Raw genomic sequence first — 25,393 nt, 5'->3', positions numbered from 1 at the left:
CCCCTCAGGATCTTGCGGCTGCTCGCCTCGGCGCACGAGTGAGTCAAAAAACCGGCGAACAGATCAGGGCAGCACGATGGCCGGGTCTTCGATCCAACGCCACTGCCCCGGCGCCAAGTCGTCGGGCAGCGTCAGACGGCCGATCTGGCTGCGGTGCAGTCCTTCGACCCGGTTGCTGACGGCCGCAACCATGCGCTTGACCTGATGGTATTTGCCTTGCAACAAGGTGAGACGCAGATGGCAGGTCTCGCCCTCTCCCACCGGCTCGGCCGCATCCGCATGCACGGGGGCCGGATCGTCGTCCAGCACCACACCTTTGCGCAACTTCTCGCACATGACCGAGGTGACCGGGTGCTTGCAGGTCACCTCGTACACCTTGGGCACGTGGTGCTTGGGTGAGGTGAGTTTGTGCAGCAAGGGGCCATCATCGGTCAGCAGCAACAGGCCGGTGGTGTCCTGATCGAGCCGCCCCACGGGCTGGAGACCCCGGCGACGCAGCGGCACAGGCAACAGGTTGTGCACACCCGGCCAAGCACCCGGCTTGAGCGAGCATTCGTAGCCCGCCGGCTTGTGCAGCATGATCAGCGCCTTGACGTGGGTGACCCAGGGCATGCCATCGACGCTCAGGGACAAACGGTCTTCGGGAAACACGGCATCCGGGTCATCCACCACCTCACCATTGACCTGAACCAGGCCGTTGAGGACGAGCCCCTCGCACACCCGGCGTTCGCCAAACCCCTGATCAAACAGGATCTGATCGAGGGTGTTGTGCCCGGCGGGCAGGCGTGGTCGTTTGGCCATGGTGTGAGAACGCAATGAGACAGCCCCGAGTGGGCGAGGCCGCCATTGTGCTACCACTCCGACCGCGATGGACTCTCGCAGGGACCCGCGCGTTCGTGAAGAGAGCGATCAGAAGCGACGCTTGAGCGTCATCGTGCCGTTCTCCTGCTTCATCTGAAAACGTGAGAGGAAGCTGTTGCCCAACAGAATGTAGGGCATCCCCATGGGCATCACCGCTGCCTCGACGTTGTGAACCTCGACATCCTGAATGCGCAAGGTCGACAGGCTGATGCGATAACCGGTCGTCACGCCGTTGGCGGTGTGGGCCTGCATGCGCTGCCCAGTCTCGAAATTGATGCCCAGACGACGGGCTTCGGCTGCCCCCATGGACACCATGGTCGCACCGGTGTCGACCACAAACTGCGTGCCGCGCCCGTTGATGCTGCCCTGCGTGACGAAATGCCCTCCCGGGCCTGCCGTCAGCACGATCTCGGTGCCGCCGCCTGCGCCACCACGCCCCCCAACGCTGACTGGCGCGCCGCCGAGCGTGACAGTCTGGCGCCGCCCTGCCACGTCGACCACGGCCTGATCAGGCGTCACGCTGATGACCTTCACGCCCTGGTGCGTGTCACCGGCCGCCAAGGCCTTGGGTTGGCCCCCGTTGATGACCAGCAGGGCCTTGCTGCCCATGCCGCCGGTCATGGCCACACTTTGCGCCATCGCGGCACAGGCACACAAGCTCAGGCTCACGCCCAACAGGATCTGAGGAATCGAATGGGCGTGTCGCATGGTGTGGACTCAGTCGCGGAAGTTGTCGAAGGACAGCGGGGCGTCGGCGATGTCTTTCTTGACCAGGGCCATGGCCGCCTGCAGGTCGTCGCGCTTGGCGCCTTGCACGCGCACTTCTTCGCCCTGGATGCTGGCGTTGACCTTGAGCTTGCTGTCCTTGATCAGCTTGGTGATCTTCTTGGCCAGTTCGGCTTCGATGCCGGCCTTGATCTTGAGGACCTGCTTGACCTTGTCGCCACCGATCTTCTCGACCTTGCCAACGTCCATGAAACGGATGTCGACCTTCTGCTTGGTGAGCTTGTTGTAGAGCACGTCGCGCACCTGGTCGATCTGGAAGTCCGAGTCACCGAACACGATGACCTGCTTGTCCTTCTTGTTGAACTCGACGGCGGCGCTGGTGCCCTTGAAGTCGAAACGGGTGCCGATTTCCTTGCTGCTGGTGTCAACGGCGTTGCCGACGGCTTCCAGGTTGGGATCGAGCTTGATGTCAAAACTGGGCATGGGTTCTCCTTTGTCTGCGAAAATTCTGCCATGCACACACCCTCTCGCGCCGCCGATTCGCCTGTTTCTTCTGTTTCGCTCGATCTGGAGCGGGAGGCGAGCCTGCGTGAGTTCAACACTTTTGGCCTGCCTGCGACCGCCAAGACGCTGGTGCATGTGCACTCCGAGGCCGATGTGAAGCGCGTGGTCAACGACCCGGAACTCGGGCGAGCACCGAAGTTCATTCTTGGTGGCGGCAGCAACCTGGTGCTGACGCAGGACGTGGACCGCTGCGTGCTGAAGATGGAGATCAAAGGCCGACGTCTGCTGGAAACGCGTGACGACGCCTGGATCGTGGAGGTGGGTGCGGGCGAATCGTGGCACGAGACAGTGGCCTGGTGTCTGGACAACGGTTTGCCCGGCCTGGAGAACATGGCGCTGATTCCCGGCACGGTGGGCGCTTCGCCCGTTCAAAACATCGGCGCTTATGGTGTGGAGTTGAAAGACCGCTTCGAGTCATTGGACGCGGTGGACTTGATCACCGGGCGCACGGTCACGCTCACGGCCGCGCAGTGCCGCTTTGGCTACCGCGACAGCATCTTCAAGCAGGCGCTGGCGGGCAAGAGCGTGATCACCACGGTGCGCCTGCGCCTGCCGCGCCCCTGGCAGCCGGTGCTGGGCTACCTGGAGCTGGAGCGCAAGATGGCCGAGACCGGCATCACCGCCCCGGATGCGCGGCAGATTTTTGACTGGGTGTGCGAGGTGCGGCGCGCCAAGCTGCCGGACCCCGCCGTGATCGGCAACTCGGGCAGCTTCTTCAAGAACCCGGTGGTGACGGCCGAGCAGTGTCGCGACATCATTGGGCGCGACCCGCATGTGGTGCACTACCCCCTGGAGGACGGCACGTTCAAGCTTGCGGCCGGTTGGCTGATCGATGCCTGTGGCTGGAAAGGCAAATCGATCGGCCGCGCCGGGGTGTACGAACGCCAGGCGCTGGTGCTGGTGAACCGGGGTGGCGCCAGCGGGGCCGAGGTGGTGACGCTGGCGCGAGCGATCCAAGAGAGTGTGTACGGGCGCTTTGGCATCCGGCTGGAACCGGAGCCCGTGGTGATTTGATGCCTCTCGAGGGATGTTGGGTGCACCAGCAACCCAGAACACAAAAGCCGCTCCGAAGAGCGGCTTTTTCATGGGCGCATCACGCCGCAAGCATCAACCGAAGTGGCAGATGTAGTGGTAGGGCTCGCCCTCGACCTTGATCTCGAAAGACGAATTGCCGGGCACGTTGAAGCTCTCGCCGGCGCCATAGGTCTTCCATTCGTCCGAGCCGGCCAGCTTGATGGTGGCCTTGCCTGCAACGGTTTCCATGATTTCGGGCGCGCCGGTGTTGAAGGTCAGCGTGGCGGGCAGGATCACGCCGACGGACTTGCGAACGCCATCGGCCAGGGTGACGGTGTGCGAGACGCACTTGCCGTCGAAATAGACATTGGCTTGGGTGGCGACGGTGCCGGCCAGGGTGTTGGTGGTCATGTGTCTCTCTCCAAAATGACAAAAGACCGGTGCGCAGGCACCGGTCTTTCAAAGGGCGTTACTGAGCGGCCTTCTTGGCTGCAGGCTTGGCGACCGCCTTCTTGGCAGCGGGCTTGGCCACTGGCTGTGCAGCGGGCTTCGCTGCGGGCTTGGCAGCGGGTTTGGCCGCAGGCTTCGCAGCCGGCTTGGCAGCACGGCTGGCGCCGACACGCTTGGCCTTGACGTTGGCACCGATGCGCAGGCGCAGGGCGTTGAGCTTGATGAAGCCCGCTGCGTCGGCCTGGTTGTAGGCGCCGCCGTCATCGTCAAAGGTGGCGATGGTGGGATCGAACAGGCTGTCGGTGGCGGAGGCACGGCCCACGCACATGATGGTGCCCTTGTACAGCTTGAGCTTGACGGTGCCGTTGACTGTGGCTTGCGAGGCGTCGATCAGGCCTTGCAGCAGTTCGCGCTCCGGGCTGAACCAGTAGCCGTTGTAGACCATGCGGGCGTAACGCGGCATCAGGTCATCCTTCAGCGCCAGCACTTCGCGATCGAGGGTGATGGACTCGATGGCACGGTGGCCGGTCAACAAGATGGTGCCGCCCGGGGTTTCATAGCAACCACGGCTCTTCATGCCGACGTAGCGGTTCTCGACCTTGTCGAGGCGGCCGATGCCGTGCTTGCCGCCGATTTCGTTCAGCTTGGTCAGCACGGTGGCAGGCGACATCTTCACGCCGTTGATGGCGACGACGTCACCCTTGGCATAGGTCAGCTCGATGATCTCGGGCTTGTTGGGGGCCTTCTCGGGGGACACCGTCAGGCGCCACATATTGGCTTCGGGCTCGAAGTTCGGATCTTCCAGCACGCCGCCTTCGTAGCTGATGTGCAGCAGGTTGGCGTCCATCGAGTAAGGGGCGCCGCCCTTGCGCTTCTTGAAGTCGACCGGGATGCCGTGCTTGTCGGCATAGGCCAGCAGCTTTTCACGCGACAGCAGGTCCCACTCGCGCCACGGGGCGATGACCTTGACGCCAGGCATCAGGGCGTAGGCGCCCAGCTCGAAACGCACCTGGTCGTTGCCCTTGCCGGTGGCGCCGTGCGAGATGGCGTCGCCCTTGGTCTTCTTGGCGATTTCAATCAGGCGCTTGGCGATCAGCGGACGGGCGATGGAGGTGCCCAGCAGGTATTCGCCTTCGTACAGCGCGTTGGCGCGGAACATCGGGAACACGAAGTCGCGCACGAACTCTTCGCGCAGGTCTTCGATGAAGATGTTCTCGGGCTTGATGCCCATCTTCAGGGCCTTGGCGCGTGCGGGCTCGATCTCTTCACCCTGGCCGATGTCAGCGGTGAAGGTGACGACTTCGCAGTTGTACTCGTCTTGCAGCCACTTCAGGATGATGGACGTGTCCAGACCGCCTGAGTAGGCCAGCACGACCTTCTTGATCTTCTGGGCCTTGTCGGAGGCAACAGCAGGAGCAGCAACCGGCTGGGCAGCAGGTGCCGCCTTGGGAGCCTTGGCAGGCTTGACGGGCTTGGCGGTTTTGGACATGGTCGAGTCTAGGTAGAGAAACGAAAGCGTCGATTTTAGACGCGCCCGGCTCTGCTGGCGTGCCTTGCCCGGCAAACAATCGCCCTCGCAGCCCCAGTTGACCGGGATGGCGGTTCAGAACAGGCCCAGCTGCGGAGAGGGCGGACGCAAGGCGGCCGGATTGAACGCACTGCCGTCCAGCACCGGCAGACGGCGTTCCAGCCCATGACGCGCGACGGCCTTGCGCACACGCTGCGAGATCAACTGCGCCCAGACGCCCTCGCCTTTCATGCGCCATCTGAAGTCGGCGTCGTAATCCTTGCCGCCGCGCAGTTCACGCACGCGGGCCATGATGCGCGCGGCCTTGTCGGGCACATGGTGGCCGAGCCACTCTTCGAACAGAGGCTTGACCTCCCAGGGAAGGCGCAACACGGTGTAGTGGATGGACTGCGCACCGGCCTGTGCTGCGGCCTCGATGAGCGCTTCAATCTCGGGCTCGTTGAGGAAGGGGATGATGGGCGCCACGTTGACGCCGACCGGGACCCCGGCTTCGGACAGACGCTGGATGGTCTGCAAGCGGCGGTGCGGTGCGGCCGCACGGGGCTCCAGCTTGCGGCACAGCGCGGCGTCCAGCGTGGTCAGGCTGATCATCACATAGGCCTGCTGGCGCGCACCGGCTTGCGCCAGCAGGTCAATGTCGCGCTCTACGCCGCTGGACTTGGTGATCAGGGTGTAGGGATGCTGGCAGCTGTTCAGCACCTCCAGCACGCTGCGAGTGATGCGCCACTCACGTTCAATGGGCTGGTAGGGATCGGTGGCCGAGCCGATGTTGATGGGGCTGCACACGTGACTGGGTTTTTGCAACTCCTGGCGCAGCAAGGCGGCAGCGTTGACCTTGGCGACCAGACGGGTTTCGAAGTCCAGACCGGGCGAAAGGTTGAGGTAGCTATGGGTGGGACGGGCATAGCAGTAGATACAGCCGTGCTCGCATCCGCGGTAGGGGTTGATGGACCAGGTGAAGGGGATGTCGGGAGACTGGTTGCCCGACAGGATGCTGCGGGCCTGCTCGGGCGTGACCTGGGTGGGGCGCGCAGTCGTCTCATCCTCCTCGCGCTCCCAACCATCGGCGACCGCCTCGCGCGCCTGCGCCGCAAAGCGATGCGCCCAACGGGTGGCCGTGCCACGGCCCTTGAGGGGGATGGCACGCAGACGGGCATCAGGGGGTGGCGTCCAATCGCTCATGCACTGTATTTTCATACAGTACACGGATTTTGTCAGCCACTCTGACCAGGCTCGCTCAACGGCGCTGCCAACGCTGTCGCCAGGCGATGAAGTCTGCCGCCGGCATGGGCTTGCTCACCAAATAACCCTGGGCTTCGTCACACCGCCAATCGCGCAGACGCTGCAAGATGGCTTCGGTCTCCACGCCTTCGGCCACCACACTGAGGCCCAGGTTGTGGGCCAGGTCAATGGTCGAGCGGACGATCTTGGCATCGCTGTCGTCGTCTGCCATGCCCATCACGAAAGACTTGTCGATCTTGAGTTCGCTGACCGGCAGACGCTTGAGGTAGGCCAGCGACGAATAGCCGGTGCCAAAGTCGTCAATGGAGAGCTTGAAGCCCAACTCAGCCAAGCGGTTGAGGGTGTTCTCGGCACGCTGAGGGTCGTCCATGATCGCGCTCTCGGTGATCTCCAGGCAAAAGGCCTCGGCCTGCACACCATGGCGCGCCATGATGGCGCTGAGCTTTTGCGGAAAATCCAGGTCCAGTAAATCTCGGGTGGACAGGTTGATGGCCACACGCAGGCCAGCTTCGGCGCTTTGCAGACTGGACCACTGACGGGCCACCTCCTCGAACACCCACAAGGTGAGTTGGCGCACGAAACCGGTTTGCTCGGCAAACGGAATGAAGGCCATGGGGGGAACGAGTCCGCGTTCAGGGTGCTGCCACCGCACCAGAGCCTCGGCCGCACTGATCTGCCCGGAAGCGGTGTGCAGCTTGGGCTGCAAGTACAAACGCAACTCCTCGTGCGCCAGTGCGTGGCGCAGGTCGCTCAGCAGAGACAGGGTCTGGGCGCTGGACGAGTCGAGCGCTGGGGCGTACAGCACCACGCCGGTGGTCCGTGCCTTGGCAGCGTGCATCGCGACTTCGGAGCGGCTCATCAAGGTGTCGGCGTCGTCGCCATCGCCAGGCCAGCAGGCCGCACCGATGCTGGCACTGAGATCAACCGTCTGCTCCCCAAGCGCCAGTGGGTGCTCGAAACCTCTGGTGATGCGATCGGCCACGGCCAGCGCGGCCTGGGCATCCGCCTGGGTCAACAGGATGACGAACTCGTCGCCCCCCACACGCGCCACCAGATCGGCTGCGGTGCCCACATGCTGCTGCAGGCGAGCGGCCACCACCTTGAGCAGCTCGTCGCCAAAGGCATAGCCCAGCACTTCGTTGACGTGTTTGAATCGATCCAGGTTGAGGGTGAGAACCACCAGGGGACCTTGCCCTGCCTGATCGAGTGCCGCCACCAGGCGATCCCGGAACTGCTCGCGGTTGGGCAGGCCGGTGAGACGGTCCCAGTAGGCGAGCTTGAGGATCTGCTCATGCTGCTGGGCCAAGCTGGTGCGCATGCGATCAAAACCGCGGGCCAGCTGCCCCACTTCGTCGTGTCGCTGCGTGCCTTGCACGGCAATGTCAAAGCGGCCCTGCTCCAACACCCCGGTGACCTCGGTGAGCTCCTTGAGAGGACGGGTCACACGTCGGCTGGCGAGGTGACTGCCCACGGCGAACAACAAGAGACCACCCAAGGTGATCAAGATCAGGTGAAGCTGGAGTTGCCGGTAAGGCCCACTTGCCTCAGAGATGGAGCGCAAGAAGATCGCGCGCATCGCGCCATCGGTGGCGCCCATGGCGCCTTGTCGCACGGCGAAGATGTCCTCGCCCAACGTGACAGACGACAGGCGCTGACGAACCACATCGACCAGGGCGGCCTGCTGCACCCGTGGCAAGGTCGAGACGACTGGCACCAGGGTCTGATCAGACTGCTCGGACACGATGGCGATGTGGACATTGGACAGGCGCACAAAGTCTTCGGCCAGCCGTTGGTCGAGCGGGAAACCCATCAGCACCCAGCCGATCAACACGGGTGCCTTCACAGGCACCATGACGAACTGGTAAGGCTGCGGCCCGATGCGGGCCAATCGCCCGCCTTGCGGCACCCGAGCCAACTGTGTGCCCAAGTGCTGGAACACCTCGTGGGGCACCGGTGGCGCACCCTCACTGACAGTGGACTGCGTGAAGTCAGGCGACAGCATCACCGCCAAGGTGGCGCCAATGCGGGCACTGCTGTTGTCCAGTGCCGAGGCAATGGTGCCTTGATCGCCACTGGCGATGGCCGAGCGGAAGCCGAAATCTGCCGCCAGCACGACCGACGCCTCCTGCAAGCGCTGTGCTCGCAAGTCCAGCAGACGTTGCCAGACGCGCTCGCCAACCTCCAGTTCGGTGCGCACCCCTTGCCGCACCAGTTGCTCGACAGCGGCCCGCACGACCGCACCACCTGCCGCCTGCACGACCAGCAGCAAGATGAGCATGACCAGCACGATGCGAGTGGACAGCGACATGTCTCGCCAGTACGAGCGAGCCATGTCGGTCATGGCGCCTCCAGCTTGCGGAGCACAACGCGCAGCGCCAGGGACTTGTCCGTCATGCTCAGCGCCTGAGCCTGGGCAGACGCCCCCACGGGCAGACGCTGGTGCCACAGGCGCAGTTGGTAGGCATCAGGCGGGACGTTGTCCAGCACGACACGGCCATCGGCGTCGGCTTGGGCTCGGTATGGCGTGTCCACCACCACGACCCAGGCAATCATCTGATCGTGGATGTTGCAGCCCAGCACGGCCACACCTGGCTGGTCGAACACCACCGGTTGGGCAGGCGTGCCGACGTAGAGCTTGAGCTCGAACCGCTTGGTGGGCGAGAACGAGTACACATGGTGGCGCACGGTGTCGCGGTTGGGAAAGGCCACCGGGGTCCCCCGTGTGACGAGGAGCACATCGGGCACAAAACGCTTGTTCTGCTGGGCCATGTCGACCTGCGCCATGGGACGCACGGCCTTGCTGGCCTGGACCGAATCCAGGAACACCACGGCATCGGGTACGGGACGCCCTTGCTCGTCCACCACTGTGACCTGCAAACTGGCTGCACCGCTGGTGCCCACGCCCAGGCTCAAGCATGCGGCGAGCCCCCAAGCGATCCAACCCTTATGGCTCAATCGCCACCCCTCGCAAGGATTGCCCCTGGCCCACGGTGCCCAGCAAGGAGGCCTGCCCCGTGCGCAGATCAATGCGATAGAGGCGGGTCCGGGCCTCGGCCTGCGTGACCACGGCCGCCAAGGCGGTGTTGCGCACGTCCGAAATGTCGAAGGAGACCTCACGCAAAGGCCCCAGGCCCAGGCCGCCCACCTTGAACAGCATGCCACCATTGGGAGACACGACAGGGCTGACGCCCTCGGCGCTGCCCAACGTCACCAGCGTGCCTTGACTCATGTCGATGGCATAGCCGGTGGTCAACTTGTCATCTCGGGTGTTGTAGGTGTAGGCCATGCCGGCCACGCGCGGCCGAACGGTCGCGTCGGCGTAGCGCAGGGCACCGTCTGGCTGCACACCGGCTTGGGCAGGATCGCCATCGACCAGCGCGCCCGTATCGGGGTGCACACGCATGTTGCGCCCATCTTCGCTGATGACGCGGATACGGTCGACGGTGGGATTGAAATCGAATCCGTGGGCCTGTTGCGGTGACAAAGACAGCAGTGGAGCCGGCACCCAGTTCAAACGTGCCTGAACGGTATCGAGTGTGTACAGGCGCCCGGCACTGCTGAGGGCATACAGCACCCCACGGGCCACGCGGTAATCGATGCCGACGATGACCTCGCCCTCACTCAGGCCTTGCAGTGGACGGCGACTGAGCAGCTTGCCAGGCTGGCCCGCATTGAAGTGGATGAGTTCGTGGTTGGCCGTGACCGCCCAGACCGTTTCGGGGCGGTTGCCCCCTGTGGGCTCAGACCAAGGCAAGGACAGCGAGGTGCACGCAGACAGCACGCCCGCCAGCGCCAAGGCCATCCCGCAGCGAGCGGCAAGTCCAGAGACATTCACAGTTTTCTTGGCAGATCGCATGGAGACCCTCTCATCGCGCGGGTGCCGCCAGGCACCTAACCCCAGATGACAGTCGCCGAGAAAACGTACCCGGCGCCGTAGACGGTCTTGATGATACGCGGATCGAGCGGGTCATCTTCGATCTTGCGGCGCAGGCGTGAAATCCTCACGTCAATGCTGCGATCCAGGGGAGATAAGCCACGCCGTCCGACCAATTGTTCACGGGTGAGGATCTGATGGGGCCGCTCCAGGAAGGTGCGCAGCACCTGCACTTCGGCCACACCCAGCACATGCTCGCCCCCCTCGTCGGAGCGCAGGGTGTTGGCCGAGCAGTCCAGCGTCCAGTTCAGAAAGCGTGCCACGCGCCGCGACTCGCTTTGGCCGCCGCCCGGCACCTGGCCGCGACGACGCAGGATGCTGCGCACACGGGCGACCAGTTCACGCGGCTCGAAAGGCTTGGTGACATAGTCATCTCCGCCCAACTCCAGACCCATGATGCGGTCAGCGGAGTGCCCTCGACCACTGAGGATCAGGAGGCCACAGGGAGACTGCTGGCTGATCTGACGCACCAGGTCGATGCCGTCCATATCGGGCAGGCCCAGGTCGATGATGCACAGATCGGGGCGGCGGACCGGCAGACGGCTCAGTGCGCTGGCGCCGGTGTGGAAACACTCCACCTCGAAGCCGAATTCGACGAGCACGGATTGCACCAGACGGGCGATCGAGAGCTCGTCTTCAATGACGTAAATCAGGGCCGGGGGCATGCTCACGCGGTCAGCCCTTCCAGGGCCGCCGCCAGATCGCGGGTGCTGAAGGGCTTGGGCAAGACGGGCAGGTCCATGAGCTCGTCCCCACTGGGCGCACAGCCGCTCATCAGCAACACCTGCATCTGAGGTCGCTGCAAACGCGCCAGGCGAGCCAGGCCTACGCCGTTCATCTCACCGGGCATCATGATGTCGGACAGGAGCAGATTGATATCGGGCATCTGCGCAAGGATAGCCTGCGCTTCCTGCGCGTGCGCGGCCTCGATGACGGCAAAGCCCAGGTCGAGCAGGCTGCGGCGCACGACACGGCGCACATCGGGATCGTCCTCCACCAGCAGCGCCACACCACGGCGACTGCGGTCGGACGCAAAATCGGTGTCATCGAGCGCCGGCACGTCGGTGGGCACCTCGATCGCAGGCAGGCACAGCGACACGGTGGTGCCTTGCCCGGGCGTGCTGTTCACCTGGATGGCGCCGCCCGACTGGCGCACAAAGCCGTACACCATGGACATGCCCAGGCCAGTGCCACTGCCAGCCTGCTTGGTGGTGAAGAAGGGCTCGAAGATGCGAGAGACGGTGGCCGCGTCCATGCCCACGCCGTCGTCCACCACCTCCAGGCACACATAGGTGCCGGGCTGCACACGCTGGCGTTCGGCCTGGCGTTCGTCGATGGTGTGTGTGGACGTGCGCACGACGATGCGACCGTGCGACTGAGTGGCATCGCGGGCGTTGAGGATGAGGTTGACCAAGGCGTTTTCGAGCTGCGTCGCGTCCACCCAGGTCCAGGCCGGTTCACGGTCGAGCACCACATCCAACTGCAGGGTCACTGGCAAAGCCGGCCGCACCAGGCGGGTCACCGACTGGGTGAGCGCCGTGACATCAACCGCCCCGGCCTGAAGGGGCTGCTGGCGTGCAAAGGTCATCAGGCCGCGGATCAGCTCGGCGCCCCGACGGGCGGCGGCGATGGCCGGGCCGGTGAACTCGGTGACCAGTGGGTCTTGCGGGCGGGCATCGGCCAGGGCCGAGAGGTTGCCGATGATGACCGTGAGGATGTTGTTGAAGTCGTGCGCCAAGCCGCCCGTGAGCTGGCCCATGGCCTTCATCTTCTGGGCGCGCACGACCAGGGCCTGTGACTGCTTTTCCTGCGTGACATCAAAGGTGAGCTCGAAGCAGCCCACCACGTCCCCATCGGCTGCGATGTCGGGGACGAGCGTGGTGCGCACGGCCAGGGTCTGGCCGGCCACGGTGTGCAGCTCGTAGTCGAAGGTGACGGCTTCCCCTGCCAGCGCGCGGCTGATGTTGGGCTTGATGCGCTCGTACACGTCCGAGCCCAGGAACTCGCGGGCGCTGACCGCATCGGGCTTGTGCGGATCGAGACCGAACCAATCCTGATAGCCGCGGTTGACGTAGGTGTAGGTGCGATCGGCGCGGAAATAGGCCACCAGCGCCGGAATCGAGTCGGTGACCAGGCGCATCTGGTGCTCACTGCGACGCAGCGAGGCGGTGATCTGTTCGTTGGCCTCCAGTGCCTCGCGCAGGCGCTGGTTGCTGGCCTGCAGCTCGGCGGTGCGCGCCAGCACGCGGGATTCCAGCTCGCTGTTGGCTTGGCGCAAGGCCTGCTCGGCACGGCGCTGCTCGGTCACATCGGAATACAGGGTGACGAAACCGTGTCCGGGCAGGGGCTGGCCGGTGATGCGCAACACGCTGCCATCGGGGCGCACACGCTCGATGTCGTGCGGCACGAACTCGCGGGCCTTGTCCACGCGGGCGGCCACGGCAGCGTCGATGTCGTCTTCCCCATATTCGCCACGCTGGGCGTTGTAGCGGATGAAGCTCTCGAACGGGGCGCCCACAAAGGCCAGATCCGCCGGGAAATCGAGCAGCTGCAGGAAGGCGCGGTTCCACGCGACCAGCTTCAAATCGGCGTCGAAAACGGTGAGCCCCTGGTCGAGCAGGTCGAGGCCCGCTTGCAAGGTCTGTTGACGCCAGTGGCCGGTGTCAGTCTGCAATGCGGCATCTAGATGGGTCACGCGGGTCTCCGGTTGCGAGGCTCAAAGCCTGCTGATTCTAGGCAGCGCACCGCGCCTGGAACACACCGAATCCGGCTTGCAAACATTCGTCACATTTGCTGGGAGGTGGTGAAAAAGTCCTCCCCGATCATCCGCCCCGACGTCCTCGGACAGGACTGTCGGCGTCCGTATTTCGGAGCCGCTTTGAGTCAGCGCGACAGCGAATCAATGGAGACCGTGATGATCAGTATAAACCCTTATGAAACAGGTTTGGACAAAAATGCCGCGAACCATGTCAGCCTTTCGCCACTGAGCTTCCTCAAGCGCACCGCGGCCATCTATCCCGACCGCCTGGCCATCATCTACGGCGAGCGTCGTCAGACCTGGGGCGAGACCGCTGCACGATGCCGCCGTCTGGCCAGCGCCCTGCAAGCCCGCGGCATTGGCCGTGGTGACACCGTGGCCGTGATGCTGCCCAACGTACCCGCCATGCTGGAAGCCCACTTCGGCATCCCTATGACCGGCGCGGTGCTGAACACGCTCAACACGCGACTGGACGCCGAAGCCGTCGCCTTTCAACTGGAGCACGGTGAAGCCAAGGCCCTGTTGACCGACCGCGAATTTGCCCGCGTGATGCGCGCCGCCCTGGACATGCTGGGCCGCAACGACATCCTGGTGGTGGACGTGGAAGACGAGACCGCGCCTCCGGGAGACAACCTGGGCTCGATCACCTACGAAGCCCTGCTGGCCGAAGGCAACCCGGAGCACCCCTGGTACCTGCCGGGCGACGAGTGGGATGCGATCTCGCTGAACTACACCTCGGGCACGACCGGCAACCCCAAGGGCGTGGTCACCCACCACCGCGGCGCCTACCTGAACTCGGCCAGCAACGTGATCTCGTGGAACCTGCCGCAGCACACCACCTATCTGTGGACGCTGCCGATGTTCCACTGCAATGGCTGGTGCTTCCCCTGGACCATGGCCCTGATCGCCGGCACCAGCGTGTGCCTGCGTCGCATCGACCCGGCCGTGATCTTCTCGCTGATCAAGGCGCACCACATCACCCACATGTGCGGCGCCCCCATCGTCTACAACCTGTTGATCAGTGCCCCGACCAAGCTGCGTGAGGGCCTGAACCACACGGTCAATGGCCTGATCGCCGGCGCAGCGCCCCCGGTCGCCGTGATCGAAGGCTGCGAAGCCGCCGGCATCAACCTGACCCACGTCTACGGCTTGACCGAGGTGTACGGCCCCGCCGCCATCTGCGCCAAGCACGCCGAGTGGGATGCCTTGCCCATCGAAGACCGTGCCCGACTGAACGGCCGCCAGGGTGTGCCCTACGCGCTGCAGGAAGACGTGACCGTGCTCGACACGATGACGGGAGAGCCAGTGCCTTGCGATGGCGTGACCATCGGCGAGATCTGCTTCCGCGGCAACGTGGTGATGAAGGGTTACCTCAAGAACGAGAAGGCCACGGCAGAAGCGTTCGCGGGCGGCTGGTTCCACACCGGCGACCTGGCCGTGCGCGATGCCAGCGGCTACATCAAGATCAAGGACCGCAGCAAGGACGTGATCATCTCCGGCGGCGAGAACATCTCGTCGGTCGAGGTGGAAGACGCCCTGTTCCACCACCCCGCCGTGATGTCGGCCGCCGTGGTGGCCGAGCCCGATCCGAAGTGGGGCGAAGTGCCCTGCGCCTTCGTCGAGCTCAAGCCCGGTCACCAGCTGACCCAGGAGGAGCTGATCGAGTTCTGCCGTCAGCATCTGGCGCGCTTCAAGGTGCCCAAGCGCGTGGTCTTTGGCGAGCTGCCCAAGACCTCCACCGGAAAGATCCAGAAGTTCGTGCTGCGCCAACAGGTGAAGTCGGCCAGCGCCATCGAGTAAAGGCCCCACGCGCCTTGCTTACACCCGGGTGCCCACCGGCACCCTCCCTCCATCTCTCCCACAAGGAAGACCCATGTCGAATGAGATCTACCGTCGCGTGGAGGCCGACCCGGCCTACCAGCAACTGGTGCAACGCCGCGGCCGCCTGGCCATGTTGCTGTCGGTGACCACCCTGGTGGCGTACTACGCCTTCATGGCCGTGGTGGCGTTTGCGCCTCATGCGCTGAGCCCCACGATTTTTGAAGGTGGCACCCTGACCATCGGTGCACCCATCGGCGCTGCCCTGATCATCGGCTCCTGGCTGCTGACCGGCTGGTATGTGCGCAAGGCCAATACCGAATTCGACCAACTGACCCACGCCATCGCGGAGCGCGCCAAATGAAACCTTTGATGAAAACCGGCGCGCTGAGCGCGCTGATGCTGCTGTGCGCGGGCGTGGCCCTCGCCGGCCCCGGCGATGTGGGCCAGGTGGCCAAGCAGCCCGTCAACATGACGGCCATTGCCATGTTCCTGGTGTTCGTGGTCTTCACGCTGGGCATCACCTACTGGGCAGCCAAGCGCACGAGCTCTACCTCTGACTTCTATACCGCTGGCGGTGGCATCACCGGCTTCCAGAATGGCCTGGCCATTGCCGGTGACTACATGTCGGCTGCGACCCTGCTGGGTCTGAGCTCGATGGTGTTCCTGCGCGGCTTCGACGGCTTCGTCTACACCATCAGCTTCTTCATCGGCTGGCCCGTGATCCTGTTCCTGCTGGCCGAGCGCATGCGCAACCTGGGCCGCTTCACGTTCGCGGACATCGCCTCGTATCGCCTGCATCAGGGCTCGATCCGCACCTTCGCAGCCTTCGGCTCGCTGACGGTGGTGTGCTTCTACCTGATCGTGCAGATGGTTGGCGCCGGCCAGCTGATCAAGCTGCTGTTCGGTCTGGACTACCCGATCGCCGTGGTCGTGGTCGGCGTGCTGATGGTCGTGTACGTGACCTTCGGCGGCATGATCGCCACCACCTGGGTGCAGATCATCAAGGCCGTGCTGCTGCTGTCTGGCGGCATGCTGATGCTGGGTCTGGCCATGAGCCACTTCGGCTTCAGCATCGAGACGCTGGCTGCCCGCGCGGTGGACGCCCACAAGGATGGCGCCGCCATCATGCACCCCGGTACTTTGCTGGCTGATCCGGTGACCGCCGTGTCGCTGTCGCTGGGCCTGGTGTTTGGTACCGCCGCCCTGCCGCACATCATGATGCGCTTCTTCACCGTGCCCAACGCCAAGGAAGCCCGCAAGTCGGTCTTCGTGGCCAGTGGTTTCATCGGTCTGTTCTTCATCGTGGTGTGCCTGCTGGGCCTGGCTGCAATCGTGATCGTGGGTCAAGACCCCCAGTTCTTCGAGAACGGTGAAGTGGGCGGCAAGCTGATCGGTGGCAACAACATGCCCGTGATGCACTTGGCCAAGGCCGTCGGCGGCAACCTGTTCCTGGGCTTCCTGTCTGCCGTGGCATTCGCCACCATCCTGGCCGTGGTCTCGGGCCTGGCGCTGGCCGGTGCCTCGTCGATCGCCCATGACATCTATGCCCGCGTGATCAAGAAGGGCCATGCGTCGGAAGCCGAAGAAATGCGCGTCTCCAAGATCGCCTCCATCGTGCTCGGCGTGGTCGCGGTGGTCCTGGGCATCATGTTCGAGAAGCAGAACGTGGCCTTCCTGGTCGGCCTGACCTTCGGCATCGCCGCTTCGGCCAACTTCCCTGTGCTGGTGCTGTCCATCTACTGGAAGGGTCTGACCACCCGTGGCGCCCTGATCGGCGGCATCGTCGGTCTGGTGTCGGCCGTGACCTTCGTCGTGCTGTCCAAGGCCGTGTGGGTCGTCGTGCTGGGCTTTGACAAGCCTGTCTTCCCGTACGAGCAACCTGCGCTGTTCTCCATGCCACTGGCCTTCTTCTTCACCTGGCTGTTCTCGGTGACGGATAAGAGCGCGCGTGCCGCCGTCGACGTCTCGGGCTTCCGTGACCAGAACGTGCGTGCCCAGACCGGCATCGGCGCCGCAGCTGCCAGCGCCCACTGATCGATTGTTTGAAGAAAGACGTTTGCCATGTCGACTTACAACGCCCCCGTCCGTGACATGTTGTTCACGATGAAGGAGGTGGCTGGGCTGGAGGGCATCTGCGCCCAGCCCGGTTTCGAAGAAACCACGCCCGACCTGGTCGAGGCGGTGCTGGAAGAGGCCTCGCGCTTCGCCACCGGCGTGCTCGATCCGCTGAACTGGCCGGGTGACCAACAAGGTGCCCGCTGGGACAATGGGGTCGTGACCGCGGCCGACGGTTTCAAGGAGGCCTACGCGGCCTTCTGCGAAACCGGCTGGAACGGCATGCCCGCCTCGCCCGAGTTCGGTGGCCAGGGCCTGCCCACGCTGGTCTCGACCGCCGTGCTGGAGATGTGGAAGTCGTCGAACATGGCGTTCTCGCTGTGTCAGATGCTGACCCTGGGTGCCATCGAAGCCCTGGTGCACCACGGTAGCCCCGAACTGCAGCAGCGTTTCGTGCCCAAGATGGTGTCGGGTCAGTGGACCGGCACGATGAACCTGACCGAGCCACAAGCCGGGTCGGATTTGTCGGCCATCCGCACCCGCGCCGTGCCGGAGGGAGATCACTACCGCATCAGCGGCACCAAGATCTTCATCACCTGGGGTGAGCACGACATGGCCGAGAACATCGTCCATCTGGTGCTGGCCCGCCTGCCCGACGCGCCTGCAGGCGTGAAGGGCATCTCGCTGTTCGTGTGCCCCAAGTTCCTCGTCAACGACGATGGCTCATTGGGGGAGCGCAACGATTTGGTGTGTGCGTCCATCGAGCACAAGATGGGTATTCATGCGAGCCCCACGGCCGTGATGTCTTTTGGCGACGGACCTGGCGCCATCGGGTATCTGGTCGGAGAACCCCACAAGGGTTTGGGCTACATGTTCACGATGATGAACTACGCCCGCCTGAACGTGGGTCTGGAAGGCGTGGCGATTTCCGAGCGCGCTTACCAGCGCGCCCGCGCCTACGCCATCGAGCGCGTGCAAGGTCGCACCCTGACCGAAGGCAGCCGCGGCATCATCGGCCACCCCGATGTGCGCCGCATGCTGATGGACATGAAGGCCCGCACCGAGTCCATGCGTGCCCTGGCCTACTTTGCCGCTGCACAGATGGACCGCGCCCACAGCCATCCGGACGAAGCCACACGTGCCAAGAGCCAGGCTCTGGTCGATCTGCTGATCCCCATCGTCAAGGGCTGCTGCACCGAACAAGCCCAAGGCATCACCGCTGACGGCGTGCAAATCCACGGCGGCATGGGCTTCATCGAAGAGACCGGCGCAGCGCAGTATGTGCGCGATGCCCGCATCACCACCATCTACGAAGGCACCACCGGCATCCAGGCCAACGACCTGATCGGCCGCAAGCTGGTGCGCGACGAGGGCGTGACGATGAAGGCGCTGCTGCACACGGTGTCGGCCGAGGCGCAACGCCAGGTGGGCAGCGGGGACCCCGTGCTGCAAGCCCTGGGACAAAGCCTGCAACGCGGCCTGGAAGCGCTGTCACAAGCCACCGAGTGGATCCTGACCCGCGCCAACCAGAGCCCAGCCGCCACCGCGGCGGGTGCCGTGCCCTACCTGAAGCTGTGCGGCACGGTGCTGGGTGCCTGGCTGATGAACCGCGCGGCCGAAGCCGCCCAGCGCCAGCTGAGCGACAACGGTCAGGACGATGCCTTCCTGAGCGCCAAGGTCATCACCGCGCGCCACTACCAGTACCACGTGCTGGTCGAGGCCAATGGCTGGCGTGACCGCGTGATCAACGGCGCCATCAGCACCCTGGCCCTGCAAGACGACCAGTTCTGAATCCGCCCACCAGCGGGTATGCGACGATGGGCGTGCCGGCCCATCTTTTGACGGCGTGTCCCCCACGGGGCACGCCTTTTTTCTTGCCCGATCAGCCTTCGCCGTAGACCACGGTGGCCTGGGCGTCGGGCATCAGCTCTTTCAAACGCTGCAAGGCGGCGTCACTGGGATACACGCGGGCCTGATCGCCTAGGTCCAGCTCACCGCGGGCCGAGATCTCGGGCGTGCGGCGCTCCACCACCACGCGCAGGTTCAGGCCCTGGTAGGTGTCGGGCAGATCCGGCTGAGGCGCCTCGATGCGCCGTGCCGGGAACTCGCGCAACAACTCGTCCACCGGCAGCTTGGCGTCACGCGCGGTCAAGCGCACGAAGCGCGCAAACCGACAACGCGCCGCCGCCAGGCTCATCACCGACTGCACATTCAAGCGCAGACCACCCGAGAACCGATCGGTCTGTACCTTGCCGGTGATGATGACCAGCTCGTCGTCCTTGAGCAGGTCCTTGTTGGCGTCCAGCGTGTCCTGGTTGGCCACAGCCTCGATGGTCTCGCTCTTGTCGTCGAGCTTGAACAGGCCCACCCGGCCGCGCGTGCCATTGATGACGCGCAGCTCGCTGATGATGCCGGCCACCACCTGGGGCTCACGGCTGTCTTTCAGATCGCCGATGCGTTGGCGCGCGAAGCGACGCACCTCGGATTCAGCCTCATCGAACAGGTGGCCGGACAGGTAGAAGCCGATCGCGGTCTTCTCCAGCCCCAGCCGCTCTTTCAGCGTCCACGGCTCGGTGGGCACCAGATCGGGCTCGTTGGTGGACGCGGCATGGCTGTCCCCAAAGTCGAACAGGCCGCCTTGGTCGGCGTTGGCCGCCAGCGTGTCGGCGTACTCGAAGGCCAGCGATGTGGACGCCAGCAGGCCGGCGCGATGTGGCTCCAGCGAATCGAAAGCCCCGGCCTTGATCAAGGCTTCGACCACGCGCTTGTTGACCAGCTTGCGGTCCACGCGCGAACAGAAATCGAAGAAGCTCTTGAACGGGCCATTGGCCTCGCGCTCGCGCACGATGGCCTCGATCGCCCCCTGCCCCGTGCCCTTGACTGCGCCCAGCGCGTAACAGATCGTCTTGTCGTCGATCGGGACGAAGCGCCACGCGCCCTGGTTCACATCGGGCGGCGTGAAGGTGATGCCGAAGTTCTGCGTGGCATCGTCGTGGAAGATCTTGAGCTTGTCGGTGTCGTCGCTGGCGACGCTCATGTTGGCTGAGAAGAATTCAGCCGGGTAGTGCGCCTTGAGCCAGGCGGTGTGATACGCCAGCAGGGCATACGCGGCCGCGTGCGACTTGTTGAAGCCGTAGCCCGCAAACTTCTCCATCAAGTCGAAGATCTCGTTGGCCAACTCGGTGCTGATGCCGTTCTTGGCCGCCCCCTCCGCGAAGATGCCGCGGTGGTGCTGCATCTCCTCGACCTTCTTCTTGCCCATCGCGCGGCGCAGCAGGTCGGCGCCGCCGAGCGAGTAGCCCCCCACGATCTGGGCCACCTGCATCACCTGCTCCTGGTACACCATGATCCCGTAGGTTTCCTTGAGCACCGTCTCCATCAGCGGGTGTGGGTAGGTCACCTCTTCCTTGCCGTGCTTGCGGGCGCAGAAGGAGGGAATCAGGTCCATGGGGCCCGGACGGTACAGCGCCACCAGGGCAATGATGTCCTCGAAGACGCTGGGCTTGGCGTCACGCAGCATGCCCTGCATCCCGCGCGATTCCAGCTGGAACACGGCCACGGTCTTGCCTTCGGACAGCAGCCGGTAGGACTTGGCGTCATCCAGCGGGATCTTGGCGAAGTCGAAGCCCTTCTGATCCGGGTGCCGCGCGACGATGTAGTCCTTGGCCAGCTCCAGAATGGTCAGCGTGGCCAGGCCCAGAAAGTCGAACTTCACGAGGCCGATGGCTTCCACATCGTCCTTGTCGTACTGGCTCACGGCCGAATCGCTGCCCGGCTGCATGTACAGCGGGCAGAAGTCGGTGATCTTGCCCGGCGCGATCAGCACGCCCCCGGCGTGCATGCCGATGTTGCGCACCATGCCCTCCACGCGCATGGCCAGCTCCAGCAAGGCGGCCACCTCTTCTTCGGCCTTCTCGCGCTCTTCCAGCTCGGGCGCCTCCTTGCGGGCGTAGATCACGCCGCCATCGGGGTTCTCGGGCACACGCGCCAAGGTCACGGTCTTGCCCGGAGGCGCCGGAATCAGCTTGGCAATGCTGTCCACATGGCCATAGCCCATGCCCAGCACGCGGCCCACGTCGCGCAGCGCAGCCTTGGCGGCCATCGTACCGAAGGTGGCGATCTGCGAGACGGCGTCGCGCCCGTAGCGGTCCTTCACGTAGTCGATGACGCGGTCGCGGTTGCCCTGGCAGAAGTCGATGTCGAAGTCGGGCATCGAGACCCGCTCAGGGTTCAAGAAGCGCTCGAACAGCAAGTTGTACTTGAGCGGGTCCAGGTCGGTGATCTTGAGCGCATAGGCCACCAGCGAGCCGGCGCCCGACCCCCGGCCCGGCCCCACCGGGCAGCCGTTGTTCTTGGCCCAGTTGATGAAGTCCTGCACGATCAGGAAGTAGCCCGGGAAGCCCATCTTCAAAATCGTGTTGATCTCGAAGTCCAGGCGCTCCACATAGGTCGGGCGCTGCGCGTTGCGCTCGGCCTCATCGGGGAACAGGTGCAGCAGGCGCTCTTCCAGGCCTTCGTGCGACAGCTCACGGAAGTAGTCTTCCATCGGCTGCGGCTCGCCGTTGGGCATGATCGGCGTCGGGAAGTTGGGCAGCTGCGGCTTGCCCAGCACCAGGGTCAGCGCACAGCGGCGCGCAATCGCCACCGTGTTGGCAATCGCCGAGGGGATGTCGGCAAACAGCGCCTCCATCTCGGCGGTGGTCTTGAAATGCTGCTCGCGCGTGAAGCGCTTGATGCGCTTGGGATTGCCCAGCGTCTCGCCCTCGGCGATGCAGGTGCGTGCCTCGTGCGCCTCGAAATCGTCGGGCTCCTGGAACTGGATCGGATGGGTGGCCACCACGGGCAGCCCCAGGCGGGCGGCCAAAGGCACCGCCGCCCGGATATAGGGCTCGTTCGTGGCGTGCCCGCTGCGCTGCAGCTCAATGTAGAAACGGTTCGGGAAAGCGGCCGCCAGCTTGCGCGCCTGGGCCTCGGCCTTGGGCACGTCCCCGTGGGACAACGCCTGCCCCACCAGCCCCATTTCCGCACCGGACAGGCAGATCAGCCCCTCATTGCGCTCGCACAGCGAGGCCCAGTACACCCAGGCATGGCTGCGCTGGCCCGGCGCTGTCCAGGCCTCACCCAGCAGCTCCGACAGGCGCAGGTAGCCCTGGCGGTTCTGAACCAGCAGCAGCAACCGCGTGGGCGCCTTGCCTGGCTCTTCGGGCTCCAGCCACACATCGGCACCGATGATGGGCTGCACGCCCTTCTTCTGCGCGCTCTTGTACAGCTTGAGCGCCCCGAACAGGTTGCTCAGGTCCGTGACGGCGACGGCGGGTTGACCATCCTTGGCCGCGGCCTTGACCAGGTCGTCGATGCGGACGGTGCCGTCGACAACGGAATATTCGGAGTGGGAGCGCAGGTGAACGAAAGGCATCCGGGCATTGTAAGAACCCTAGGCCCTGGTCTGCGCCGGCCCCATGGACCAGGCCCTCATGTCCGCGCCCGACGGATGCTGGAACACCCGCAAGCCAAACTCCGGCAGGATGGCCAGCAGGTGATCGAAGATGTCCGACTGGATGCCCTCGTAGGCCACCCACTCCGTCGTGTTGGTAAAGCAGTACACCTCCATCGGCAGGCCGTCCGAGGTGGGGTCCAGCTGGCGCACCATCAGCGTCATGCCCTGGTGGATGCCGGGCTGACGGCGCAGGTAGCGCTCCACGTACATCCGGAAGATGCCGATGTTGGTCACGCGGCGGCGGTTCACCACATCCCGGTCAGTGCCCGGCGCGCGGGCGTTCCATTCGGCCAACTCCGCCTCCTTGGCGGCCAGATAGTCCTTGAGCACATCGAAGCGGCTCAGCGCCTGGGCTTCGGCGTCGGTCAAAAAGCGGATGCTCTGTTGGTCCAGGTAAACGCTGCGCTTGATGCGCCGCCCGCCCGACTCCGTCATGCCCCGCCAGTTGCGGAACGAGTCCGAAATCAGCCGCTTGGTGGGGATGTTGGTGATGGTCTTGTCCCAGTTCTGCACCTTCACCGTGTGCAGGGCAATGTCGACCACGCCACCGTCCACGCCAATTTGCGGCATCTGGATCCAGTCACCCACCCGCACCATGTCGTTTGAGCTCAACTGCACGCTCGCCACCAACGACAGCAACGTGTCCTGGAAGATCAGCATCAGCACCGCCGCCATCGCTCCCAGACCAGACAGCAAGATCAACGGCGAGCGGTCGATCAGCGTGGCGATCATCAGGATCACCGCCAGCGCATAGATGACGATCTTGACGACCTGCACATAGCCCTTGATGGGACGCTGCGCCGCATCGGGCCGGCGTTGCCACACGGTGTTGATCAGGTCCAGCAAGCCGGCCAGTGCCAGCGCCACCGTCAGCACGATGAAAGCCCCGCACACATTCTGGACCACCGTCACCACCGCCTCCGGCAACTCGGGCACGGTCTGGATGCCCCAGGTCAGCACCAGAGCCGGCACCACATGGGCCAAGCGCGAGATCACCCGCAGCGCCCTCACCTCGGGGTCATGGGCCAGCGTCGTGGACCTCAACACCCGATCCACGCTGCGCAACAGGATGTGCTTGGTCAACCAATCGGCCAGCCACGCCAGGGCAAGCAAGGCCGCCAGCGCCAGCACGGTGTACGACACCGGATGGCGCTCCAGCCAAGCCATCCAGTCAGGTAAATGTTCTTGCATGGGTCAGGATTCCTCTCGGGCGACGTCGCCCAGGCCCGACCTTAGCTGTTATTCATCTTTTTTGCATTTGGCCAAATACATTAACCCTTGGTAGGGCAGCAAATTGGTCCGCACCACCTTGTCGATCGGCTCGACAAACCCGTGCTGCATCCAGCGCGCTGCCAGCAACACATTCAAACCGATCATGCCGTCGGCCAACAAGGGCAGACTGATGCCCTCCAGTTGCTCGGGGGGCAGCAGACGGGTCAGATGATGCTTGAGCAAGGCGGAATAGTCGCGCGCCGTGGCCCCGCTCATCGCAGCCACCTCGTCGCTCACCGCCAGAGAGTCCACCAGCATGATGCGGCCACGCCGCGGGTCATCGCGGATGAAGACCAGGAACACCCGCATCGCCGGGGCCAACAAAGCCAGCGGATCGGACGAACGCGGCAACTGTTCCATCGCGGCCAGCGTCAGCGCCATCAACTGCTCACGCAACTCGCTGTAGGCCGCCAGAAACAACTCCGGCAGCGTCTTGAACGACTCGTAAAAGTAACGCTCGGTCAGGTGGGCGGCCACGCACACCTCGCGCACCGTGGCGCCATGAAAGCCCTTGGTGCCAAACACCTCGATCGCCCCTTCGATCAGCTTGGCGCGCCGCAGACGCTGGCGCTCTTCGGGCAACACGCCGCCATAGCGACGCTTGTTCAAGGGGGGGGTATCGGAAAGACTGACGTCCATGGGAAGACCTATATTCACAGACCCTATTGTCAGCTTATAGTTTGACAACATTAATTGTCACAACGTAAACCCTCCACTCACGGGTCGTGCGCGCATGAGCATCCAAGCTGTCCTCACCAACCTCGTCCTGCGTTACCAGTTCAAGCGCGCCGGGCGGGGGCCGCTGAACGTGCACAAGGCGCGGCACATGGTCAACAAGATGGCCAAGCGCTACCCGCCGCCCCCCAAAGACATCGCGCACACGCCGCTGGCAGGGCGCACGGGCGCGGGCCTGTGTTCGGCCGAGTGGCTCAGCGTGGCCCACCCGCAACGCACGGTGCTCTACTTCCATGGTGGCGGCTACTTCTTCTGCGGACTGGACACGCACCGCCCCACCTGCGCCTACCTGGCCCGTACCGCCCAGGCCCGCGTGCTGTCGGTGGACTACCGCATGGCGCCCGAACATGTCTTCCCAGCCGCTGTGAACGACGCCGTTGCCTGGTGGAAAGAGTTGCTCGACCAGGGCTTCCAGCCCTCGGAAGTCGTGTTCGCCGGGGACTCGGCTGGCGGCGGCCTGGCTCTGGCCTGCATGCTCGCCGCGCGCGAACAGGGCCTGCCCCTGCCCGCCGGGGCCGTGCTCTTCTCCCCCTGGACCGACCTGTCCTGCTCGGGCGAGACCATGCGCACCAAGGCCGATGTGGACGTGATGTTCAACCCCGAGTCTCTGCCCGAGGCCGCGGCGCTCTACCTGGCCGGTCAGCCCAGCACCACGCCCCTGGCCTCGCCGCTGTTTGCCGACCTGCACGGCCTGCCGCCGCTGATGATCCACGCCAGCGAACACGAAATCCTGCTGGCCGACTCGACCCGCCTGCACGAGCGCGCCCAGGCACAAGGCGTGCGCAGCGAACTGCACCTCAAAGCCAAGATGCCGCACGTGTGGCCCACCATGCTGATGCTGCCGGAGGCCCGCCAGACCCTGCACCACTGCGGTGACTTCATCGCCCGCATCACCCGCAGTGCCACGACCTCGTCCGCCCAGCAGGCATGATGCGC

Annotated in this window: 20 protein-coding genes; 6 read left to right on the top strand and 14 right to left on the bottom strand. The window is 64.6% G+C overall.

The genetic code is table 11. From position 1 onward, the window contains the following. Positions 1-63: 63 nt before the first annotated feature. The 3 genes from WIT60_RS11140 to WIT60_RS11130 all read right to left on the bottom strand — a co-directional run bounded on the left by WIT60_RS11140 (position 64) and on the right by WIT60_RS11130 (position 2,070). Complete coding sequence (locus tag WIT60_RS11140) at positions 64-801, bottom strand: pseudouridine synthase (protein WP_339583995.1); 738 nt, start codon at positions 799-801, stop codon at positions 64-66. Between the two features lie 108 nt (positions 802-909). After that, positions 910-1,569 (bottom strand): retropepsin-like aspartic protease family protein, encoded by a 660-nt coding sequence (locus WIT60_RS11135; RefSeq protein ID WP_339583994.1) that lies wholly within the window; start codon positions 1,567-1,569, stop codon positions 910-912. A gap of 9 nt (positions 1,570-1,578) precedes the next feature. Continuing rightward, entirely contained in the window at positions 1,579-2,070 is a 492-nt protein-coding gene (locus WIT60_RS11130; protein WP_320362774.1) for a YajQ family cyclic di-GMP-binding protein, read from the bottom strand. Positions 2,071-2,100: 30 nt separating this feature from the next. Here WIT60_RS11130 and murB point away from each other — a divergent pair, with 30 nt between their 5' ends. Next, complete coding sequence (gene murB / locus WIT60_RS11125; protein ID WP_339583993.1) at positions 2,101-3,165, top strand: UDP-N-acetylmuramate dehydrogenase; 1,065 nt, start codon at positions 2,101-2,103, stop codon at positions 3,163-3,165. A 93-nt stretch (positions 3,166-3,258) separates the two neighbouring features. On the opposite strand, the gene ppnP is transcribed toward murB, so the two are convergent. The 8 genes from ppnP to WIT60_RS11085 form a co-directional block, all read right to left on the bottom strand. Then, a complete protein-coding gene (ppnP, locus tag WIT60_RS11120) occupies positions 3,259-3,576 on the bottom strand; it encodes a pyrimidine/purine nucleoside phosphorylase (protein ID WP_339583992.1) in 318 nt (105 codons plus the stop codon). A 58-nt stretch (positions 3,577-3,634) separates the two neighbouring features. Then, on the bottom strand, positions 3,635-5,104 hold the full coding sequence (locus WIT60_RS11115; RefSeq protein WP_339583991.1) for an argininosuccinate synthase: 1,470 nt from the start codon (positions 5,102-5,104) through the stop codon (positions 3,635-3,637). Positions 5,105-5,218: 114 nt separating this feature from the next. Next, on the bottom strand, positions 5,219-6,325 hold the full coding sequence (locus tag WIT60_RS11110; protein WP_339583990.1) for a PA0069 family radical SAM protein: 1,107 nt from the start codon (positions 6,323-6,325) through the stop codon (positions 5,219-5,221). Positions 6,326-6,380: 55 nt separating this feature from the next. Beyond that, entirely contained in the window at positions 6,381-8,726 is a 2,346-nt protein-coding gene (locus WIT60_RS11105; RefSeq protein ID WP_339583989.1) for a putative bifunctional diguanylate cyclase/phosphodiesterase, read from the bottom strand. Continuing rightward, entirely contained in the window at positions 8,723-9,340 is a 618-nt protein-coding gene (locus tag WIT60_RS11100) for a methylamine utilization protein (protein WP_339583988.1), read from the bottom strand. Before WIT60_RS11100 ends, WIT60_RS11105 begins: the two co-directional genes overlap by 4 nt. After that, positions 9,330-10,241: a DUF4394 domain-containing protein gene (locus tag WIT60_RS11095; protein ID WP_339583987.1), complete on the bottom strand. Its 912-nt coding sequence runs from the start codon at positions 10,239-10,241 to the stop codon at positions 9,330-9,332. The genes WIT60_RS11100 and WIT60_RS11095 overlap by 11 nt, the downstream gene beginning before the upstream one ends. Positions 10,242-10,276: 35 nt before the next feature. Continuing rightward, positions 10,277-10,984 (bottom strand): response regulator, encoded by a 708-nt coding sequence (locus WIT60_RS11090; protein ID WP_339584080.1) that lies wholly within the window; start codon positions 10,982-10,984, stop codon positions 10,277-10,279. Between the two features lie 2 nt (positions 10,985-10,986). After that, positions 10,987-13,014, bottom strand: coding sequence for a PAS-domain containing protein (locus tag WIT60_RS11085; RefSeq protein WP_339583986.1), 2,028 nt, complete (start codon positions 13,012-13,014; stop codon positions 10,987-10,989). Positions 13,015-13,233: 219 nt separating this feature from the next. Between WIT60_RS11085 and WIT60_RS11080 the strand changes: the two genes are divergently transcribed. The 4 genes from WIT60_RS11080 (at position 13,234) to WIT60_RS11065 (ending at position 18,744) form a co-directional block, all read left to right on the top strand. After that, positions 13,234-14,877, top strand: coding sequence for an acyl-CoA synthetase (locus WIT60_RS11080; protein ID WP_339583985.1), 1,644 nt, complete (start codon positions 13,234-13,236; stop codon positions 14,875-14,877). 73 nt (positions 14,878-14,950) lie between these two features. Next, positions 14,951-15,259, top strand: coding sequence for a DUF485 domain-containing protein (locus WIT60_RS11075; protein ID WP_339583984.1), 309 nt, complete (start codon positions 14,951-14,953; stop codon positions 15,257-15,259). Continuing rightward, the gene (locus WIT60_RS11070) at positions 15,256-16,932 is read left to right on the top strand and encodes a cation acetate symporter (RefSeq protein ID WP_445207688.1); all 1,677 of its coding nucleotides are present in this window, start codon (positions 15,256-15,258) and stop codon (positions 16,930-16,932) included. The genes WIT60_RS11075 and WIT60_RS11070 overlap by 4 nt, the downstream gene beginning before the upstream one ends. Positions 16,933-16,959: 27 nt before the next feature. Further along, on the top strand, positions 16,960-18,744 hold the full coding sequence (locus WIT60_RS11065; RefSeq protein WP_339583983.1) for an acyl-CoA dehydrogenase: 1,785 nt from the start codon (positions 16,960-16,962) through the stop codon (positions 18,742-18,744). Positions 18,745-18,835: 91 nt separating this feature from the next. On the opposite strand, the gene dnaE is transcribed toward WIT60_RS11065, so the two are convergent. Genes dnaE through WIT60_RS11050 form a run of 3 tightly spaced genes read right to left on the bottom strand, consistent with a single transcriptional unit; the run spans position 18,836 to position 24,361 of the window. Continuing rightward, entirely contained in the window at positions 18,836-22,369 is a 3,534-nt protein-coding gene (gene dnaE, locus WIT60_RS11060) for a DNA polymerase III subunit alpha (RefSeq protein WP_339583982.1), read from the bottom strand. Between the two features lie 18 nt (positions 22,370-22,387). Beyond that, entirely contained in the window at positions 22,388-23,641 is a 1,254-nt protein-coding gene (locus tag WIT60_RS11055; RefSeq protein WP_339583981.1) for a mechanosensitive ion channel family protein, read from the bottom strand. Between the two features lie 48 nt (positions 23,642-23,689). Then, positions 23,690-24,361: a TetR/AcrR family transcriptional regulator gene (locus WIT60_RS11050; RefSeq protein WP_339583980.1), complete on the bottom strand. Its 672-nt coding sequence runs from the start codon at positions 24,359-24,361 to the stop codon at positions 23,690-23,692. A 94-nt stretch (positions 24,362-24,455) separates the two neighbouring features. On the opposite strand from WIT60_RS11050, the gene WIT60_RS11045 reads away from it, so the two are divergent. Next, positions 24,456-25,388, top strand: a complete 933-nt coding sequence (locus WIT60_RS11045) for an alpha/beta hydrolase (RefSeq protein WP_339583979.1) — start codon at positions 24,456-24,458, stop codon at positions 25,386-25,388. Positions 25,389-25,393 lie beyond the last annotated feature (5 nt).

Origin of the sequence: Aquabacterium sp. G14 (assembly GCF_037482285.1) — a bacterium.
Taxonomy (GTDB): Bacteria; Pseudomonadota; Gammaproteobacteria; order Burkholderiales; family Burkholderiaceae_C; genus Aquabacterium.
The sequence above is the reverse complement of the archived record's forward strand: the minus strand, read 5'-3'. Positions and strand labels throughout refer to the sequence as shown.